Annotated in this window: 17 protein-coding genes; 3 read left to right on the forward strand and 14 right to left on the reverse strand. The window is 61.4% G+C overall.

The window, feature by feature from the left end; translation table 11 throughout:
• Positions 1–332: 332 nt before the first annotated feature.
• From BWI76_RS05035 to gspC, 13 genes are read right to left on the reverse strand one after another with little or no spacing between them, the layout of a single operon-like run.
• Complete coding sequence (locus tag BWI76_RS05035) at positions 333–1,163, reverse strand: prepilin peptidase (protein WP_049088225.1); 831 nt, start codon at positions 1,161–1,163, stop codon at positions 333–335.
• Positions 1,163–1,921: a type II secretion system protein N gene (locus tag BWI76_RS05040; RefSeq protein ID WP_004872089.1), complete on the reverse strand. Its 759-nt coding sequence runs from the start codon at positions 1,919–1,921 to the stop codon at positions 1,163–1,165. Before BWI76_RS05040 ends, BWI76_RS05035 begins: the two co-directional genes overlap by 1 nt.
• Positions 1,911–2,396: a type II secretion system protein GspM gene (gene gspM, locus BWI76_RS05045; RefSeq protein WP_049085777.1), complete on the reverse strand. Its 486-nt coding sequence runs from the start codon at positions 2,394–2,396 to the stop codon at positions 1,911–1,913. The genes BWI76_RS05040 and gspM overlap by 11 nt, the downstream gene beginning before the upstream one ends.
• Positions 2,389–3,585 carry a type II secretion system protein GspL gene (gspL, locus tag BWI76_RS05050; protein WP_049088226.1) on the reverse strand — a complete coding sequence of 399 codons (1,197 nt, stop codon included), beginning with the start codon at positions 3,583–3,585 and terminating at the stop codon, positions 2,389–2,391. Before gspL ends, gspM begins: the two co-directional genes overlap by 8 nt.
• Positions 3,578–4,558, reverse strand: coding sequence for a type II secretion system minor pseudopilin GspK (gene gspK, locus BWI76_RS05055; protein ID WP_004872086.1), 981 nt, complete (start codon positions 4,556–4,558; stop codon positions 3,578–3,580). The genes gspL and gspK overlap by 8 nt, the downstream gene beginning before the upstream one ends.
• Complete coding sequence (gene gspJ / locus BWI76_RS05060; protein WP_024360342.1) at positions 4,555–5,151, reverse strand: type II secretion system minor pseudopilin GspJ; 597 nt, start codon at positions 5,149–5,151, stop codon at positions 4,555–4,557. The genes gspK and gspJ overlap by 4 nt, the downstream gene beginning before the upstream one ends.
• Complete coding sequence (gene gspI, locus BWI76_RS05065; RefSeq protein ID WP_024360343.1) at positions 5,148–5,513, reverse strand: type II secretion system minor pseudopilin GspI; 366 nt, start codon at positions 5,511–5,513, stop codon at positions 5,148–5,150. Before gspI ends, gspJ begins: the two co-directional genes overlap by 4 nt.
• Positions 5,510–6,022 (reverse strand): type II secretion system minor pseudopilin GspH, encoded by a 513-nt coding sequence (gspH, locus tag BWI76_RS05070; protein WP_004872083.1) that lies wholly within the window; start codon positions 6,020–6,022, stop codon positions 5,510–5,512. Before gspH ends, gspI begins: the two co-directional genes overlap by 4 nt.
• Complete coding sequence (gene gspG, locus BWI76_RS05075) at positions 6,022–6,444, reverse strand: type II secretion system major pseudopilin GspG (protein ID WP_004098709.1); 423 nt, start codon at positions 6,442–6,444, stop codon at positions 6,022–6,024. Before gspG ends, gspH begins: the two co-directional genes overlap by 1 nt.
• 20 nt (positions 6,445–6,464) lie before the next feature.
• Positions 6,465–7,670 carry a type II secretion system inner membrane protein GspF gene (gspF, locus tag BWI76_RS05080; RefSeq protein WP_049088227.1) on the reverse strand — a complete coding sequence of 402 codons (1,206 nt, stop codon included), beginning with the start codon at positions 7,668–7,670 and terminating at the stop codon, positions 6,465–6,467.
• A gap of 1 nt (position 7,671) precedes the next feature.
• Positions 7,672–9,165 carry a type II secretion system ATPase GspE gene (gene gspE / locus BWI76_RS05085; protein WP_049088228.1) on the reverse strand — a complete coding sequence of 498 codons (1,494 nt, stop codon included), beginning with the start codon at positions 9,163–9,165 and terminating at the stop codon, positions 7,672–7,674.
• Entirely contained in the window at positions 9,162–11,144 is a 1,983-nt protein-coding gene (gene pulD, locus BWI76_RS05090) for a GspD family T2SS secretin variant PulD (RefSeq protein WP_004872081.1), read from the reverse strand. Before pulD ends, gspE begins: the two co-directional genes overlap by 4 nt.
• Complete coding sequence (gene gspC / locus BWI76_RS05095; protein WP_049088229.1) at positions 11,145–11,984, reverse strand: type II secretion system protein GspC; 840 nt, start codon at positions 11,982–11,984, stop codon at positions 11,145–11,147.
• A 353-nt stretch (positions 11,985–12,337) separates the two neighbouring features.
• On the opposite strand from gspC, the gene pulA reads away from it, so the two are divergent.
• Together pulA and gspB are read left to right on the forward strand one after the other, a co-directional pair.
• Positions 12,338–15,610 carry a pullulanase-type alpha-1,6-glucosidase gene (pulA, locus tag BWI76_RS05100; protein ID WP_049088230.1) on the forward strand — a complete coding sequence of 1,091 codons (3,273 nt, stop codon included), beginning with the start codon at positions 12,338–12,340 and terminating at the stop codon, positions 15,608–15,610.
• Positions 15,611–15,681: 71 nt separating this feature from the next.
• Complete coding sequence (gene gspB, locus BWI76_RS05105) at positions 15,682–16,206, forward strand: type II secretion system assembly factor GspB (protein ID WP_004872074.1); 525 nt, start codon at positions 15,682–15,684, stop codon at positions 16,204–16,206.
• Positions 16,207–16,234: 28 nt separating this feature from the next.
• Here the strand turns inward: gspB and pulS are convergent, their stop codons facing one another.
• Positions 16,235–16,612 carry a GspS family T2SS pilot lipoprotein variant PulS gene (gene pulS / locus BWI76_RS05110; protein ID WP_004872072.1) on the reverse strand — a complete coding sequence of 126 codons (378 nt, stop codon included), beginning with the start codon at positions 16,610–16,612 and terminating at the stop codon, positions 16,235–16,237.
• Between the two features lie 572 nt (positions 16,613–17,184).
• Here pulS and mrcB point away from each other — a divergent pair.
• The gene (gene mrcB / locus BWI76_RS05120; protein ID WP_004872057.1) at positions 17,185–19,740 is read left to right on the forward strand and encodes a bifunctional glycosyl transferase/transpeptidase; all 2,556 of its coding nucleotides are present in this window, start codon (positions 17,185–17,187) and stop codon (positions 19,738–19,740) included.
• Positions 19,741–19,898: the final 158 nt, after the last annotated feature.

Genomic DNA, 19,898 nt, shown 5'->3' on the forward strand with positions numbered 1-19,898 from the left:
TCGGTAGGAACGGCTTCCCGGAGGCGGTGCTGGCGCACCTGGCCGGGCTACCGGTCCGCAGACGGCGGGGAACCCGTAGCCCCGGTAAGGCGTCAGCCGCCACCGGGGGGGAGTATGCGAAGCCTCGGTGGGTACGGCTTCCCGGAGGCGGTGCTGGCGCACCTGTCCGGGCTACCGGTCCGCAGACGGCGGGGAACCCGTAGCCCCGGTAAGGCGTCAGCCGCCACCGGGGGGGAGTATGCGAAGCCTCGGTGGGTACGGCTTCCCGGAGGCGGTGCTGGCGCACCTGTCCGGGCTACCGGCCCGCAGACGGCGGGGAACCCGTAGCCCGGTCAGCGCAGCGCCACCGGGAAGATGGGGGGGTAAATTTGGCTCCACAAAAAGATGCCGCCGCCCGCCAGCGCCAGCCAGGGCCCGAAGGCCAAAGGCTGCTGGAGCGACTGCCGGGTTATCAGGCGCTGCAGCAGCGTCCAGACCAGGCCGCTGGCGGAAGCCAGCAGCAGCGTCTGCGGCAGCGCCTGCCAGCCGAGCCACGCGCCGAGCGCCGCCAGCAGTTTGAAATCGCCGTAGCCCAGCGCCTCTTTACCGCTCAGCAGACGGAATACCCAGTACACCGACCACAGCGATAAATACCCGGCCATCGCGCCCACGACCGCCTCCGCCAGCGGCACGTAAGTCGCGCTAAGATTGAACAACAGCCCGGCCCACATCAGCGGTAGCGTCAGCCCGTCCGGCAGCAGCTGCGTTTGCGCGTCGATGGCGGCGAGGATCAGCAGCAGCGACAATAAAATCAACCCGCCCAGCAGCGGCACGCCCGGCGCCATTAGGTATCCCGCCAGCACAAACAGCGCGCCGGTCGCCAGCTCCATCAGAGGATAGCGAGGCGAGATCGGCTGCCCGCAGCAGCGCGAACGCCCCTTAAGAAACAGGAAGCCCAGTAGCGGAATATTGTCCCGCCAGGCGATGGGCTCACGGCACTGCGGACAGAACGACGCGGGAAAACAGAGATTGATTCCCTCTGCCTGCTCCATCATCAGCGGCAGACGGTGGATAACGACGTTAAAAAAGCTGCCGAACGCCAGTCCGGACAGGAATAAAAAGCTGCCCCAGAGAAACGGGTATTGCGCGGCGAACTCGGGTAATAACGCGATGTTTTCGACCATTATTTTTTCTCCTCGGATAGCCACTCTCCTTGCCACCGCCACGGTATGCGTCCCTGCTCATCTTTACGGCCGTTTTGCGCGACCAGCAGCGTCAGCAGCGCCGGGGCCGCCTGACGAGGTTGCAGCGTACCGTTAAACGTATAGCGCCCGTCGGGCGTCAGAACGCCCTGTCCGGTGAGGCTAAGCTGATGGGAGTCCTGGGTCAGGGCGACAGCCAGCGCACCCGCCGGGGTACAGCTTAATTTGCCGTTGACCTGGGCCAGTTCGAGCAACCCGGCGGGGGAGCTGAGCGCCGCATCTTGCCACTGCACGGCGCTCGCGGCTATCCGCCGGCAGCCGTTGGCGTTAAAGCTGGCCTCCGGCAGCGTCAGCGCCAGCTGGCCGCGGGCTTCCAGCGGCATACCCAGCGCCAGCCGCTGGCTGATTAAACGGGCCGGAATCACGAGCCGTCCCTCGCGCACCACAAACTCGTTCAGGCCGTGCAGCCAGGCCTGGCCGCGCAGGCCGGAGGGATCGTTAAAACGGATATGCCAGCCGGGAAGCCAGGTCGAGAAGCCAAACTCCCAGCGTAAATAGGCTAATTCAACGCCGCGCCAGCTGGCCTGATGAGCCTCTCCTTGCCACAGAGTGCCCGACGTTTGCGCGAGCCGCGCGTCGTCCGATAGCGTCAGGGCCAGCAGTCTCGCCGGCGCGCTGAGCAGCAGCCAGAAGAGATAGATCGCCGCCAGCAGCAGGCCGATAGTGAGTCTATTTTTCATCGCTGCGCTCCAGCACCAGCGTATTGACGGTCACCCAGCCGGGCTGCTGCGCTACGGCGGTCACCGCCAGGGTGGCGGTGGTCATCCCCGCCTGCCCCAGCGCGTCCAGCCATGCCATCAACGCCTGGAAATCGGCGGGCTGCACGGTAAGGCTCAGGCGGGAGCCCTGCGGCTGCAGGCGAACGATGGTGAGACCGTGACGGGCGGCTTCGCGCATAATCACCGTCGAGGGTTCTTCCGGCGCGGTGGGCGGCTTCTGATTGCGAAGCTGACGGATAAGGGGCGTCTGCTGGCGCATCCACTGCAGGCTGGCCTGCTCCCTGGCCAGCGTTTGCCGCCACTGCGCCTCGCGGTTTTGCCACGGCTGCCATAACGTGTAATAGACCAGGCCGATGAGCAGTACCACGGCCATACCCAGCAGCAGACACCGTTCGCGGCGCGTACGCTGTTGCCATAAGGCGAGCAGGTTATGCATCGTTCCCCTCCAGCGTCAGGCGCCCTTCAATACCGTCGGCGCGCGGCTTCATCTCGCCGGTCTGCACGCGAAACCTCGCCCGCGCCCGCTGGCTGAACTGCTCCAGGGCCTGCGAGGAAACGGCGGATATCTCCAGCTGCAGCGCGTTGCGCGCGGCGTCAAAGCTCAACGTCCGCAGGCGGATGCCCGGCGTGTCGTCGATGATTTGCTGCAGCGCGCCGAGCCGCGAGATAAGCGCCGGCCGGGCGCCCGCGTTTTTCATCTGCCGCAGATGCTGCTGCATTTGCAGGCGCGGGTTGACGACGTTCTTTTCCGTTTGGAACCACTGGCGGTAAAAATCACGGCTGGCCTGCACGGCGGCGTCGGCCTGCTGTCCCAGCATGAGATGATCGTGGAGGCAATTACTGCTCCACAGCAGCAGTAGCGCCAGCGCCGCGACGATTACCGGGCGCCAGCGTCGTGGCGTCGGCTGCCGGCGGCGTTTTGCGGCAAAATCGCCCTGGCGTAAGCAGATTCTGCGCGCATCAGGATTGGCCGCCGCCAGCTGCAGCAGATCCTGCGCCGGGAGAGGCTGCCACGGCGCGGCGATATCCGGCGGCGGCGAGTAGCAGGCGATGGGCGCGAGGTCTTGCCAGTGGGTCAGCAGCTGGTCGAGCCATACGGTTTCCACCGCCATTCCGCCCCACGTATCACAGCGAAACAGCCACTGCTCGCCGCAGCGTACGGCGCTCCAGCCGGTGGGACTGTGCGGCAGCGCCAGGACATCCGGCGTCAGAGCCAGTACGCTCAGCCCGAGGCTGTCGCACCAGGCCTGCCAGGCGCGCATCTTTCCCCGCCCGACCACCGCCACGGCGCAGTCGGTTTTGTGCTGGTGGAGCAAGGCAAAGTGGCTCTCCTCAACTTCCGTCGCCAGCTGTTCTTCGAGTAAAAACGCCAGCGCCTGCTGCGGTCTTCTGCGCGCCCCGGCGGGCAGAGCGACGCGATGAAATGCGCAATCGCTGGCGGGCACCAGTACCCAGGCCGGATGGCGCTGCGCCAGCAGGCTGAGCGTCGGATCGCCAGCGTCAGGATGCCACTCGCCAGTCTGCGCCGTGTCGCCCGGCGCGGCCAGCCGCCATATCGCCGTCGCGGCATCGGGATTGAGGCGAATAATCAGCACGGCGGCGGAAGAGGTATGGTGGTTATTCATCGGCTACCCAGTAGATTCCGTAGCGCCGCTGGACGACGCCGAAGGTACGCCCCTGCTTTTGCAGGAGGCTGCGTTGCTGATAGCGGGCGTTGCCCATCACTACGCTGAAGGTGGCGATAAAACGCTCGCTGTGAACCGCCAGCCACGGGCGCGCGGCGGCGGTATCGGTTTTTTGTAATGCCGGCTGCGACAGGAAGGCGGCGACGCTGCTCCAGCCGGTGGCCGCGCGGGCCTGCAGCAGCTGCCGGGCTTCGACGAGGGTGAGTTCAGCGGGGAACAGCGCCGCCAGCAGCGCGGCCCGATCGGGCTGCAGGGTATTGACGTTCACCTGCAGCGTCTCGTCCGCCAGGGCGCAGACGTAGGGCAGCAGGCGCTGATAGAGCGCGGCGTCCATCCCGGCCAGCAGACGCAGCTCGCTGACGTCCTGCAGCGGCTGATTGCCGGTCAGATAGCCGGGGGATTGCGCCATATAGACCTCGTCTTCCGCGCCGTTCAGCAGCGGCTGGCGATCGTCATCGACCCAGTCGCGCAGGGCGGCAGTGAGCTGTAAGGCGCGCAGCGGCTCGCTGCCGAGGTTTTCCAGCAGGCGGGTAAAGATCTGTGCGGGGTAAGGTACTGCGGCGCTTTCGTCGTCGCCGCGCTGGTTAATGGCGTTGAGGTTGAAGCAGGCCTGAGCGTCGGTAATCGTGGCGTAGATCTCGCCGTCATTGACCGTGAAGCGGCGCCCCTGCTGGGCCCAGTTCTGCGCCAGGTGGGTCTGGTTCGGCGAGTCGAGCGCGTCGCGTTGCAGCAGCGCCGCCGCCAGGGTTTCCGCCCCCAGCGCGTACCATTTGGCCTGCAGGTTATCGAGGGTGGTGGCGGTCTGCTGGTACATCCGGGCGCTGCGCTCGGTCATGGCGCTCGCCAGCACCATCATCAGGGCGAGGATCAGCAGCACCATGAGCAGGGCGATGCCGCGCTGGCGGTGGTTCATCGGCTGTCTCCCGGCGTAAGCAGAAACAGCCGGCGGATCTCGCCGTACGGCTCCAGCGTCAGGGTGACTTCCAGCCCCTGCGGCAGCGTCTGCGCCTGCTGCCATTCGTCCTGCCAGCGGCCGCTGGCGTAAAAACGCAGGCCAAACGCCCGCACGTCGCGCAGCACAATAGTCACCGTTGGCTGGCTACCGGGCAGCGGGTCCTGCTGGTCGTAGTTCAGACGTTCCAGCTGGCTGCCGCGCAGGCGGTAGCTGACGTTCTGAATTTCCGAACGCGGCAGGAGCCCCAAAGGATTGGGCCAGCCGTTGCGGCTAAAGGCGATGGCCCCGTCATCGCTGCCGAGCTGAAAGCGCCCGGCAAAAAACAGGCTTGCGCTGTCGCGGCTGCGGCGGGGAATGATTTGGCTAAAGTCCGCCGCCATCTGGCTGAACGTTTGCTGTAACGCCTGCATGCGCCCGCTCTTATCGCGGGTGAGCGTATCGGCGCGCATCACGTTTTGCAGCACCGTGACCGCGGCGACGCTGAGCGCGGCGAGAATGGCCAGCGCCAGCAGCATTTCGACGAGGGTAAAGCCGCTTGAGCGCCGGATCATGGCGATGTCACGTAGGTGCGCAGCGAAGAGACGGGCGTCTTATCGCTTTTGGCGTGGCGAACCTCGACGTCCAGCGCCCGCAACTGAGGCAGATCGGTCTCCACCCCCTGCCAGCGAATGTGCCAGCTGACGCCTGCCGCCTGCAGCGTGGTTTCCGACCAGCTCAGCGCGGGCCAGCGGTTTTCCAGCCGGAGCTGTACCAGCTGATTGTCCGCCAGCCAGCTAGCGAGGGTTTTCTCCTCCATGCGTCCCAGCTGGCGGGTTTGCTGGAGCGTCGCCTGCATCACCGCCAGCCCGGCGAGAGCGAAGACCACCAGGGCGACCATGACTTCAATCAGCGTCATACCGGACTGCTTTTTCATTGCGCCTCCTGCGGTTCGGGCAGGCTTTCGCCGCGGGCGTTAAACGCGATACCCGGCGCCTCGCCGAGGGTCAGCCGGAACGGCGTCATCTCGCCGCCGGGAAAGATCAGCACATCGGGATTGTCGCCCGGCGTCCAGGCTTCGCCCTGCGCAAAAGCGAGGTTCAGCTTGCCCCCGGCGATGCTGCCCGAAGTGGCGACGCGTCCGGCGCGCAGCGGCAGCCAGCGATAGCCGCTCCAGCCATCGTCGGCGGGGGCCGGATCGGCGCCATCGCGGGCCTCCAGAACCAGAAACTGCCAGCGGTCTGGGTGCACCGAGACGCCAAAGAACTGGCCGGTTTGCAGCCCGCGCTGCTGGACAAAGCGCAGCTGCGCTTCAAAGCGCGCCAGCGTCTGCGCCGCGCTATCGTCGCGCGAGGCGGGGAAAGCCAGCAGCACCATGCCCGCGCTGACCCCCATCAGCAGCAAAATGAGCATCATCTCCAGCAACGTAAAGCCGCGCTGTCGCACTATTTCTTCCCGATCGTCCAGTTGCCGATATCGTCATTGCTCTCCGGCACGCCGTCCGGCCCGAGGCTGAAAATATCCACCTGACCATGCTGGCCGGGGCTCAGCAGTTGGTAATCGCTGCCCCAGGGGTCCTGCGGCAGACGGCGGATATAGCCGCCTTCGGGATAGTTGCGCGCGTGCGGCTCGGCGGATGGCGCGCTGACCAGCGCCTGCAGCCCCTGCTCGGTGGTGGGATAGCGGCTGTTGTCCAGTTTGTACATGTCCAGCGCGCCCTCGAGCGCCACAAGATCGCTGACCACTTTTTGCCGGTCGGCCTTTTCCTTGTTGCCCATCAGGTTGGGCACCACGAGGCTGGCGAGCACGCCGAGGATAACAATCACCACCATGATTTCCAGTAAGGTGAATCCGCGCTGTCGTTGCATATTTTTCTCCATTAGAACAATCACATACTCATCAAGGTATTGAGCTGCAGTATCGGCTGCAGGATGGCGAGGACGATAAACAGCACCATGCCGGCCATCGCCACCACCAGCAGGGGTTCAAACAGGCTGAGGGCCAGCTGAATTTGTGCGCTCAGATCCCGGTCCTGGTTGTCCGCCGCGCGCTCCAGCATGCTGTTGAGCTCGCCGCTCCGTTCGCCGCTGGCGACCATGTAGCGCATCATCGGCGGGAAAAGCTGGGTCATTTCGAGCGCGCGATGCAGGCTGACGCCTTCGCGCACCGCGTCGCTGGCGGCTTCCAGCTGGCGCTTCGCCCAGGCGTTGCTCAACACATCCGCGCTGATGCGCATCGCCAGCAGCAGCGGAACGGCGCTGGCGTTGAGGATGCTCAGGGTGCGGGCGTAGCGGGCGCTGTTAACGCTGCGCGCGACCCGGCCAATTAACGGCAGGCGCAGCAGCAGCCTGTGCCAGGCCAGCCGCTTTGCCGGCTGCCGCAGCAGGTAGCGCAGCAGGAGAATGAGGAGCAAAATCGCCAGCAGCAGCCACGGCCCGGCGGCGCGCAGCATATCGCTCATCGCCATCAGCAGGCGGGTGGAAAACGGCAGCGCCTGCTTAAGGTGGATAAACTGCTCGACGACCTTCGGCACCACCGTCGACAGCAGAATGACGATCACGCTGACCGCCACCAGGGTCAGCACGATGGGGTAAATCATCGCCTGCAGCAGGCGGGCGCGCAGCTGCTGGCGCTGCTCGGTGTAGTCCGCCAGCCGGTTCAGCACGCCGTCGAGGTGGCCTGAAGCTTCTCCGGCGGCGACCATCGCGCAGTAGAGCGCGTCAAAGCAGCCCGGGTGGCCGCGCATCGCTTCCGCCAGCGAATGGCCTTCCAGCACTTTGCCGCGCACGCCGGCGATCAGCGTTTTCAGCTGCGGTTTTTCACTCTGCTGGGCCACCGCGTCGAGCGCTTTTTCCAGCGGGATCGCGGCGGCGACCAGCGTCGCCAGCTGGCGGGTGACGAGGGCGAGATCGCGGGCGCTGGTGCGGCGCATAAAGCGCGATGGCCTGCCGCCGCCGGCTGCCGGGTCGATGTCCAGCGCCAGCCAGCCCTTTTCCCGCAGCAGCTGGCGCGCGTGGCGGGCGGAGTCCGCCTGCTGGACGCCGCGCCGGGGTTTGCCCTGTTCGTCGAGGGCCTGGTAACGAAACAGCGCCATTTCAGCAAGCCTCCGCGATCGGCTGCTCGGTGACCCTTAGCACCTCTTGCCAACTGGTGATCCCGGCCAGCGCCTTTTCCCGCCCGGCGCGGCGCAGGGTCATATAATCCGTCCCCAGCTGTTGGATCAGCGTCACCTCATTTTCGCCGCGGTGGATAGCCATGCGTACGCGATCGTCCACCAGCAGCAGTTCATGGATGCCGGTGCGTCCGCGATAGCCGGTAAAACCGCACTCGGCGCAGCCCCGGGGCTGCCAGAGCGCCGTGCCGGGGGCGATCTCCATCTGGTGGGCGGTGTCGGCGTTTGCCGGTTCCTGCTGGCGACAATGCGGGCAGAGCCGGCGCACCAGCCGCTGCGACATCACCGCCAGCAGCGAGGTGGAGAGCAGAAAAGGCTCCACGCCCATATCCTGCAGGCGCGAGATGGCCCCCAGCGCGCTGTTGGTGTGCAGCGTCGAGAGCACCAGATGGCCGGTTAGCGAGGCCTGAACGGCGATTTGCGCCGTCTCGCCGTCGCGGATTTCGCCCACCAGCACCACGTCAGGGTCCTGGCGCAAAATGGCGCGCAGCCCGCGGGCAAAGGTCATGTCGACTTTCGCGTTAACCTGGGTCTGACCGATGCCCTCCAGCTCATATTCGATGGGGTCTTCAATGGTCATGATGTTGCGCTCGCGCGCGTCGAGGCGGCTCAGCGCGGCGTAGAGGGTGGTGCTTTTTCCCGAACCGGTCGGCCCGGTCACCAGCACGATGCCGTGCGGGCGGGCGATCAGCCCATCTACCTGCCGCAGCAGGGCGGGAGTCATCCCGAGGGTCAGCAGGTCGAGATTGACGCTATTTTTGTCGAGCAGACGCAGCACCACGCGCTCGCCGTAGCTCGACGGCAGGGTAGAGACGCGCACGTCGACGGCGCGTCCGCCAATGCGCAGAGCCATGCGCCCGTCCTGCGGAATGCGCTTTTCGGCGATATCCAGGCTCGCCATCACCTTAATGCGCGAGATCAGCAGTGCGGCGAGTCGGCGCTGGGGGCGCAGGATTTCGCGCAGGACGCCGTCGACGCGAAAGCGAATTTGCAGGTGGCGCTCATAGGTTTCGATATGAATATCCGAGGCTTTCTCTTTGATGGCCTCGGTGAGCATGGCGTTAATCAGGCGGATAATCGGCGCGTCGTCTTCGCTGTCCAGCAGGTCGTCGGTGTCCGGCAGCTCTTCGGCAAGGGTATACAGATCCAGCTCGTTGCCGATATCGGCCATCATGCGCCGGGCCTCGGCGGAGTCGCGCTGATAGCTCAGCACCAGCAGCTTTTCGAACGCCTCTTCTTCCAGCCGTTCGAGGCGGAACGGCATCGCAGCGACCCGGCGGGCTTCCAGCAGCGCCTGCGGCGCGGTAACGGCGAGGCAGAAAACCTCGCAGCTTTCGCCGCTGCTCAGGAGCATCACGCTGTGCGCGCGGGCGTAGCCGAAGGGGAGCAGCGGGCGTCGTTCAGCGGCGGGGGTCATAGATTGCCTCCCAGATTGAACGCGTCGATAGCGGCGCTGACCTGACGGAACGCGGCGGTATCCTGGCGCGGGTAGATCTCCAGCAGATCCTGATTCAGCATCGCGTCGTTGTTCTCTTTGCCGCGCTGTTTGCTCTGGGCGTCGTTAAAAGCGGTGTACTGCCCGGATGAGGCCTGGCGGTACTCGTCGCGGTCGCGGATCACCGTCGGGCGGATAAACAGCATCAGGTTGCGCTTGGAGACCTTTTTGCTGGTGGAACGGAACAGCGCGCCAATGACCGGAATATCGCCGAGCAGCGGCACTTTGTCGGCGGTGTCGGAGACGCTTTTATCCAGCAGGCCGCCGACGACCACCGTTTCGCCGCTGCCGACCAGCACCGCGTTATTGACCGTACGGGTATTGAAGGTCGCGCCGAGATCCGAGCTGGTGCTGGAGGCGGCGTCCGCCACGCTGGAGACCTCCTGTTCGATCTCCAGCAGGACCGAATCGCCTTCGTTGATTTGCGGCTTCACCTTTAGCTTGATGCCGACGGTTTTGCGCTCGACGGTATTGAAGATGTTATCGCCGGAGGTGGTTTGCGAGCCGGTGAGTACCGGGACCTCCTGGCCGACGTTAAAGGTGGCTTCCATGTTGTCGAGGGTAACGATGCTCGGCGTGGCGAGAATATCGTTCTTGGTGCTGCTGGAGAGGGCGGTTAACAGCATCGCCCAGTTGCCCTGGTAGAAGCCGGCGGCAATACCATTGAAGGAGCTTAAGGCGCTGGCCAGCGAGCTGCTGACGGTGCCGTCTTTGTTGTACTGGTTGGCCCCGGCGATAGCGGTGGATATCGGCAGGCCGCTATTGGTGAACTGGGTCATCCCGGCGTTTTTATTGGCCCACTGGATGCCGAGGTTCAGGCCGTCAGCGTCCTGCACTTCGGCGATAATCGCCTCGACCAGCACCTGCGGGCGGCGGATATCAAGTTGGGCGATTACCCGCTCAAGGTCGTTCATTACGTCCGGTGCGGCGGTGACAATCAGGGCGTTGGTCTGGCCGTGCGCTTTGATAATGATATTTTTATCCAGCGCCGCCACCGGCTTCGCGGCCTGCTTTTCGCTCTGCATCGTGCTGCTGATACCGGTCAGCACTTCGACCAGGTCGGAGGCTTTAGCGTATTTCAGGTAGATGACTTTGGTATTGCCCTGGGTCGCCTGCTGGCGGTCGAGCTGCTTAATCATGGCGATGATCCGCTGGCGGGAGTTCGGCTCGCCGCTGACCAGCACCGCGTTGGTGCGTTCATCGGCCACCACGTTGGCGACCATCGAGCCGGGCAGCGCTGATTTGCTGGTGTCCTTGTTGAGTTCGGTCACCAGCTTGACCACATCGGCGGCGGAAGCCCAGGACAGCGGAACGGTCACTACGCTGCGGTCTCCGGCGTTATCGACGCGTTCGACAATGGTTAGCAGGCGCTTGATGACCGCCGCGCGGCCGGTCATCAGCAGGACGTTGGAGGGTTCATAGTGCACCACGCTGCCCACGCCAGCGTTATCGTTAAGCTGGCGCAGCAGCGGCGCCAGATCGCGGGCGGCGACGTTGGTCAGGGGCACGACGCGGGTGACGACCTCATCGCCAATACCCGGCGCGGCATCGCTCGCCACCGGCACCGCGGCGGTTTTCGCGTCTTTCGAACGCACCACTTTCAGGACGCCGTTATTCATATTAATTACGGCGAAACCGTAGACATCAAGGACGCTGAGGAAGAACTGATAATATTGCTCTTCGTTGAGCATATCGTAGCTGCGCACGGTAATGGTGCCGCGCACGCTGGGATCGATAATGACCGTTTTATTCAGGTTTTTACTCACCGTATTGATAAATTCCTGAATATCGGTGCCCTTGAAGCTGGCGGAAAACTCTTCCGCCGCGGCCGGTCTGAATAACAGCGCGGCGAATATCAGTAGCGTCAAGGAAAATGAGCGGATAACGTTGGCGATGATCAATTATTCATCCCTCAGGGCTAGATAAATATCGTTTTTCTGGCCGTCGCGTTCAACGGTAAGGGTTATTTCAGTTAATTCCGGCAGCTGGGCTAATACCTGGCGGGCCTGCTCTTTATCGCGTAAATCCAGACCGTTGAGGGCTATCGCCAGATCGTTTTCCCGGAGACCCGACTGGCGAAATAGCGCCGGGTCTTTGCCCGGGTTCAGGCGATATCCGCTGAGTTTGTCGTTAACCATGACCGGCGAAATATTGAGGTAATGAAGAATATTTTGCGGCTGCGCGCGGAGCTCCTGCGCCAGGTGGCGGGCTGGCGGCGCGGCGCTATTTTTGCCGACGGCGGGCGGGTCGTTAAACAGCGGGATAGCCTCATTTCTGCCGCGGTAATTAACAATCAGGCGGTCGGGGGAAATGGCGATGATTTTCGCCTCTCCGCCCGGCGTATTATCGCCAATACCGAGGCTAACCTGTTGATTCCCTTTCATCATGATAGCGATGGCGCGGGACGGGTCGGTGCTGGCGAGCAGGCCGGTAACGCGCAGTCTGAGCGCCGAAACGGGCGCCTGGTCGAGGTTGCCGCCGGGCGCGGAGGCGGAGGTTTTCTCCGCAAGGCCAAACAGCGTAAAGCGCGGCAGCGCCGTTTCCGCGGAGGGGGCTGCGGGCGACGTCATATCGGCAGAGCTCAATGCGTTATCCGTAAAGTTTACCGGGAGAATTATTTTCCAGGTTAATTGCGCGAGCTGCTGGCAGATAAAAAATAATATGATGGAGGTCACAATATGAGGCGCGTAATTAATTATTTTTTTATTTGGTATTGTTAATCTCATCACGGAATTATGCATTTTTATTCCTTTGCTCATTCTATTTCCCTCAGCAAAAGGTACCGCCCTACCGATATGGGTGGGGCATTTTTTATTTTTGAGCGTGCTTATTGCGGGAATCTGCGTAGGTCGCTGCGAATCATAAAGAGTTTGGCTATTGCGGTCGTCATTCCCTTTTTATTTTTTCTCCTCCGGCCGCCTACGCCCCCGGAGGAGGAGTGAATGGATGATTGAACCTAAGAGAGCAAGAATATCTAATTATCGACGCTTTAAAGATATGCTCGTCATTTCTTCATGGGGCTTAAGTGCGCCAGGAATAGTTTCGCGTATATAACACTTCATATAATTTAATCAGCATGTATAGGGACTATCGAATGCTCAGATATACCCGTAATGCCCTGGTTCTGGGATCGCTGGTTTTACTTAGCGGCTGCGATAACGGATCCTCTTCTTCTTCCTCTGGAAATCCCGACACTCCTGATAATCAGGATGTGGTTGTACGTTTACCTGACGTTGCGGTGCCCGGCGAAGCGGTCACGGCGGTAGAAAACCAGGCGGTCATCCACCTGGTGGATATTGCCGGCATCACCAGCAGTAGCGCGGCGGACTACAGCAGCAAAAACCTCTATCTCTGGAACAACGAAACCTGCGACGCGCTGAGCGCGCCGGTGGCCGACTGGAATGACGTCAGCACCACGCCGAGCGGCAGCGATAAATATGGCCCGTACTGGGTGATTCCGCTCAACAAAGAGAGCGGTTGTATCAACGTCATTGTCCGCGACGGCACCGATAAGCTGATCGATAGCGACCTGCGGGTGGCGTTTGGCGACTTCACCGATCGTACGGTATCGGTGATTGCCGGTAACAGCGCGGTCTATGACTCCCGCGCCGACGCCTTCCGCGCCGCTTTTGGCGTCGCGCTGGCCGAAGCCCACTGGGTCGACAAAAATACGCTGCTGTGGCCGGGCGGGCAGGATAAGCCCATCGTGCGCCTCTACTACAGCCACAGCAGTAAAGTGGCGGCCGACGGCGAAGGCAAATTTACCGACCGCTACCTGAAGCTGACGCCGACTACCGTCAGCCAGCAGGTCAGCATGCGCTTCCCGCACCTTTCCAGCTATGCGGCCTTTAAGCTGCCGGACAACGCCAACGTGGACGAGCTGCTGCAGGGCGAAACGGTCGCCATTGCCGCCGCAGAGGACGGGATCCTGATTTCCGCCACCCAGGTGCAGACGGCGGGCGTCCTGGATGACGCCTATGCCGAAGCGGCGGAAGCCCTGAGCTACGGCGCGCAGCTGGCCGACGGCGGCGTCACCTTCCGCGTTTGGGCGCCGACTGCCCAGCAGGTGGATGTGGTGGTCTACAGCGCCGATAAGAAAGTCATTGGCAGCCATCCGATGACCCGCGACAGCGCTTCCGGCGCGTGGTCATGGCAGGGCGGCAGCGATCTGAAAGGCGCGTTCTACCGCTATGCGATGACGGTTTATCACCCGCAGTCGCGTAAGGTTGAACAGTACGAAGTCACCGACCCGTATGCGCATAGCCTGTCGACCAACTCGGAGTACAGCCAGGTTGTCGATCTCAACGACAGTGCCCTGAAGCCTGACGGCTGGGACAACCTGACGATGCCGCACGCCCAGAAGACGAAAGCGGATTTAGCGAAGATGACGATCCATGAATCGCATATTCGCGATCTCTCCGCCTGGGACCAGACCGTTCCGGCCGAACTGCGCGGTAAATACCTTGCGCTGACCGCCGGCGACAGCAATATGGTGCAGCATCTGAAGACGCTCTCCGCTTCAGGTGTGACGCACGTTGAGCTGCTGCCGGTCTTCGATCTGGCGACGGTGAACGAGTTCAGCGACAAGGTCGCCGATATTCAGCAACCGTTCAGTCGCCTGTGTGAAGTGAACAGCGCGGTGAAAAGCAGCGAGTTCGCCGGATACTGCGACAGCGGCTCCACGGTGGAAGAGGTACTGAATCAGCTTAAGCAGAGCGATAGCCAGGATAATCCGCAGGTGCAGGCGCTGAATACGCTGGTGGCGCAGACCGACTCCTACAACTGGGGCTACGATCCGTTCCACTACACGGTTCCGGAAGGATCCTACGCGACCGATCCGGAAGGCACGACGCGCATCAAAGAGTTCCGCACCATGATTCAGGCGATCAAGCAGGATCTGGGGATGAACGTCATTATGGACGTGGTCTACAACCACACCAACGCCGCGGGTCCGACCGATCGCACGTCGGTACTGGATAAGATCGTACCCTGGTACTATCAGCGTCTGAATGAAACCACCGGCAGCGTCGAATCCGCCACCTGCTGTTCCGACTCCGCGCCGGAGCATCGGATGTTCGCCAAGCTGATCGCCGACTCGCTGGCGGTATGGACCACCGATTATAAAATCGATGGTTTCCGCTTCGACCTGATGGGCTATCACCCGAAAGCGCAAATTCTGTCGGCGTGGGAGCGCATTAAGGCCCTGAACCCGGATATCTACTTCTTCGGCGAAGGCTGGGACTCTAACCAGAGCGATCGTTTTGAAATCGCCTCGCAGATCAACCTGAAAGGTACCGGTATCGGCACGTTCTCCGATCGCCTGCGCGATTCCGTGCGCGGCGGCGGCCCGTTCGATTCCGGCGATGCGCTGCGTCAGAACCAGGGCATCGGCAGCGGTGCGGGCGTGTTGCCAAACGAACTCGCCAGCCTGAGCGATGACCAGGTCCGCCATCTGGCCGATCTGACCCGTCTGGGGATGGCCGGTAACCTCGCTGACTTTGTGATGATCGACAAAGACGGCGCGGCGAAGAAAGGCAGCGAAATTGACTATAACGGCGCGCCTGGCGGCTACGCCGCAGACCCGACGGAAGTCGTCAACTATGTTTCGAAACACGACAACCAGACGCTGTGGGACATGATCAGCTACAAAGCGTCCCAGGAAGCCGATCTGGCGACCCGCGTTCGCATGCAGGCCGTTTCGCTGGCGACGGTGATGCTGGGGCAGGGGATCGCGTTCGATCAGCAGGGCTCTGAACTGCTGCGTTCGAAATCCTTTACCCGCGACTCCTACGACTCCGGCGACTGGTTCAACCGCGTGGATTATTCCCTGCAGGATAATAACTACAACGTTGGTATGCCGCGCATCAGCGATGACGGCAGCAACTATGAGGTGATTACTCGCGTCAAAGAGATGGTTGCCACCCCGGGCGAAGCGGAGCTGAAGCAGATGACCGCGTTCTACCAGGAGCTGACCGAGCTGCGGAAATCCTCGCCGTTGTTCACATTGGGCGATGGCAGCGCGGTAATGAAGCGCGTTGATTTCCGTAATACCGGTTCCGACCAACAGGCCGGTCTGCTGGTGATGACCGTGGATGACGGGATGAAAGCGGGCGCCAGCCTGGATAGCCGCCTTGACGGTCTGGTGGTGGCGATTAACGCCGCGCCGGAAAGCCGCACGCTGAATGAGTTTGCCGGTGAAACGCTGCAGCTGAGCGCGATCCAGCAGACGGCGGGCGAAAACTCGCTGGCAAACGGCGTGCAGATTGCCGCTGATGGCACCGTCACTCTGCCGGCCTGGTCCGTTGCGGTGCTGGAACTGCCGCAGGGCGAAGCCCAGGGCGCCGGGCTGCCGGTAAGCAGTAAGTAAAACCTTAACCTCCCGGCCCGCGGCGTCAAAACCCCGCGCCGGGATGGCGTGTCTTGATTAAGGAGAAGCCGGTGCTTGTTCGCCCGCAAGAGCCGTACCCGCAGTCCGAGCCCCCGGCGGCGGTAGGAAGAATGGTGCAGATCCCCTACGTGACCGTACCGCTGTACGCCGCGCTGCTGATTGCGCTCGGATGGTTCGGCGGCGAGCAGTGGCGGAACAAGCCCGAGCCGCAGCCGATGAGGCAGTCGGTAGCCCATGCGGCGTTAGTCCCGCTGAATCAACCGGCGGTCAAAGCTGCCGTGGCGCCGGTTAACGCCGGGCCCGAAATTCAGGCTGAACCGGAAATAGCGATAGATGAAGATAACCTGCCGCCTCTGCGCTACAGCGCGCACGTCTACGCTTCACTGGCGGATAAACGCAGCATTGTATTAAACGGACAGTCCTGGAAGGAGGGCGACTCGCCGCTGGCGAACCTGGTTATCGAGCAGATTCAGCAGGACCTCACCGTATTTAGCTTCAACGGTAAAACGTTTACCCTCGCGGCGCTGGATGACTGGCCGGGCGGGGCGATTGAGGAGAGTCCGCAGGCAGAATAAAATAGCGCTGGCGGAATATAAATAAGCGCTATTTATTGTCGCGCAGGCTATCAATAAAGGGCGCCAGCTGGCGATTAAACTGGCTGCATTTTGTCGCTTCCGGGGTACTGTCCTGCTGGAGCTGTTGATATAGCTGCGCGCTGCGCTGGCTTAAAAGATTCGCGTCAATATTCGCCCATCCGCGCTTTTTACCCACGTTTATTGCCGCACGGTTAATCGCTTCATCGGCGGGCAGATCGCTGCGGTTGCACTTATTCTTCAGATAGCGCGCCCCGGCGGCGACGGAGGCAAGCTGCTCTAACTGGGCCTGACCGCTCACGGCAGGACTGAGGGTTGTCGGGCGATTTTGCTGACAACCTGAGAGCAGGACGACCGCCATCATCGGAAATAGAATAAAGTTGCGCATAATATATTAATCGGAAAAATTAATTGGCTGACAGTTTAACAAATATTTATCCGTAGTCATCAGAAAATCTGCCAAATTAACAATGTTAAGCCGCTCGCGTTTTTATCATTGCGCGCTTTTAAATTTCTTTTTCTTTCATCTGCGTTATTTCTTTTTGCTGGCGGAAATACTATTTTCCGGCGTTACCGTTCCGCTTTCTTTTGGCGGTATGCAGAAGGAGACGGGCGGACATGTTTATGTTGTTAAAAAACATAATAATTTCCCTTTTGTTACCTGATGAGCATGTAAAATGCTGGTTAAGAATGTCACGGTTTAGTGCTATCCTGTATCGCCTGGACAATCAGTTCCGTGTCCCGAACTATTCTGTCGATGAAGCCGGTAACAATGTGATTTGTATGGTGAATTTTTAAAGTGAAAATCATGCGAGCGACATGATAACGCGTCGCGCAGTTCATAAATGGTCGCCTGAAAGCCAAAACGGTCGGGCGTCAATTTGAGAGATTTCTTCTTTCCCCCAATCGGGGAAACATTGAGAATCAGGCTTTTACGCCTGTAAGTTGCGGAGAAAAAGCATGGCGGGAGATGACCGCGAGCCGATCGGACGTAAGGGGAGACCCTCGCGCCCGGCAAAACAAAAGGTAACTCGCCGTCGGGTTCGGGAAGAGGACTACGACGACGATTACGATGATGACTATGAGGATGAAAAACCGATGCCGCGGAAAGGAAAAGGCAAAGGCGGTAAACCCCCTCGTCGTAAACGCGCCTGGCTATGGCTGCTGATTAAGATTGGGGTCGTCTGCGCGGTGTTGATTGCCGCCTATGGCGTCTACCTCGATCAGAAAATCCGTAGCCGCATTGACGGTAAAGTCTGGGATCTGCCCGCCGCGGTCTATGGCCGGATGGTCAACCTTGAGCCGGATATGCAGATCAGCAAAAACGAAATGGTGCGTCTGCTTAACGCCACGCAGTATCGCCAGGTGAGCGCGATGACGCGCCCGGGCGAATATACGGTACAGGCCAACAGCATCGAGATGATCCGCCGTCCGTTCGATTTCCCGGACAGTAAAGAAGGACAGGTGCGCGCGCGTCTGACCTTCAACGGCGATCGCCTGGATACCATCGAGAATATGGATAATAACCGCCAGTTCGGTTTCTTCCGCCTCGATCCTCGCCTGATCACCATGCTGCAATCGGCCAACGGCGAACAGCGTCTGTTTGTTAAGCGCAACGGCTTCCCGGATCTGCTGGTCGATACCCTGCTGGCGACGGAAGACCGCCATTTCTACGAACACGACGGCATCAGCCTCTACTCGATTGGCCGCGCGGTGCTGGCGAACCTGACCGCCGGGCGTACGGTGCAGGGGGCGAGTACGCTGACCCAGCAGCTGGTGAAGAACCTGTTCCTCTCCAGCGAACGTTCCTACTGGCGTAAGGCTAACGAAGCCTATATGGCGCTGATCGTTGATGCCCGCTACAGCAAGGATCGTATCCTTGAGCTGTATATGAACGAAGTGTACCTCGGTCAGAGCGGCGATAACGAGATCCGCGGCTTCCCGCTGGCGAGCCTCTATTACTTTGGCCGTCCGGTGGAAGAGCTGAGCCTCGATCAGCAGGCGCTGCTGGTGGGGATGGTAAAAGGCGCGTCGGTCTACAACCCATGGCGTAACCCAAAACTGGCGCTGGAGCGACGCAACCTCGTGCTGCGTCTGCTGCAGCAGCAGCAGGTTATCGATCAAGAGCTGTATGACATGCTGAGCGCGCGTCCGCTGGGCGTACAGCCGCGCGGCGGGGTTATCTCTCCGCAGCCGGCGTTTATGCAGATGGTGCGCCAGGAGCTGCAGGCGAAACTGGGCGACAAAGTGAAAGATCTCTCCGGCGTGAAGATCTTCACCACCTTCGACTCAGTCGCGCAGGATGCGGCGGAAAAGGCGGCGACGGAAGGTATTCCGGCGCTGAAGAAACAGCGTAAGCTGCCGGATCTGGAAACCGCGATGGTGGTCGTCGATCGCTTCACCGGCGAGGTGCGGGCGATGGTCGGCGGGGCGGAGCCGCAGTTTGCCGGCTATAACCGCGCAATGCAGGCGCGCCGTTCAATTGGTTCACTGGCAAAACCGGCGACCTATTTGACCGCGCTAAGCCAGCCGAACCAGTATCGCCTCAATACCTGGATTGCCGATGCGCCTATCTCGATTCGCCTGTCTAATGGCCAGACGTGGTCGCCGCAGAACGACGACCGTCGCTACAGCGATAGCGGTAAGGTGATGCTGGTTGATGCGCTGACGCGTTCGATGAACGTGCCGACGGTGAACCTCGGGATGGCGCTGGGCCTGCCGGCGGTGGTCGATACCTGGACTAAACTGGGCGCGCCGAAGAATCAGCTGAACGCGGTTCCGTCGATGCTGCTGGGGGCGCTGAACCTGACGCCGATTGAAGTGGCGCAGGCGTTCCAGACCATCGCCAGCGGGGGCAACCGCGCGCCGCTGTCAGCGCTGCGTTCCGTTATCGCCGAAGATGGTACCGTGCTCTATCAGAGCTATCCGCAGGCGGAGCGCGCGGTGCCGGCCCAGGCGGCTTACATGACGCTATGGACCATGCAGCAGGTTGTGCAGCGCGGTACCGGTCGCCAGCTGGGCGCGAAGTATCCGGGCCTGCATCTGGCGGGTAAAACCGGGACCACCAACAACAACGTTGATACCTGGTTTGCCGGTATTGACGGTGGTCAGGTGACCATTACCTGGGTGGGTCGCGATAATAACCAGCCGACCAAGCTGTACGGCGCCAGCGGCGCAATGTCCATTTACCAGCGCTATCTGGCAAACCAGACCCCGACCCCGCTGGTGCTGACGCCGCCGGAAGACGTGGTGGATATGGGCGTCGATGGCAGCGGTAACTTTGTCTGCAGCGGCGGCATGCGCTCGCTGCCGGTATGGACCACCACGCCGGACGCGCTGTGCCGCCAGGGCGAACAGATCCAACAGCAGCAGCTCCAGCAGCAGCAGGCGAATAATCCGTTCAACCAGTCCGGGCAGCAGCCGCAACAGCAGCAAAACCAGCAGCAGCAACCGCCGAAGCAGGAGAAGAGCGATGGCGTCGCGGGCTGGATTAAGGATATGTTCGGCAGTAATTAACGTTCCGCTTCATCCTTTAAGCCGACGCTTCGTCGTTTAAATGGATGCTAAAATAGTGGCCCTCTAATACCTCAGTATTAGGGGGCCTTTTTATATCGATAAATTAATTAACACCCGCTTAACTCCACACTTACCGTCTGGTTATTTATTCATCCTTT

It is taken from the genome of Klebsiella sp. M5al, assembly GCF_002090195.1.
In the GTDB taxonomy this organism is placed as follows: domain Bacteria; phylum Pseudomonadota; class Gammaproteobacteria; order Enterobacterales; family Enterobacteriaceae; genus Klebsiella; species Klebsiella grimontii.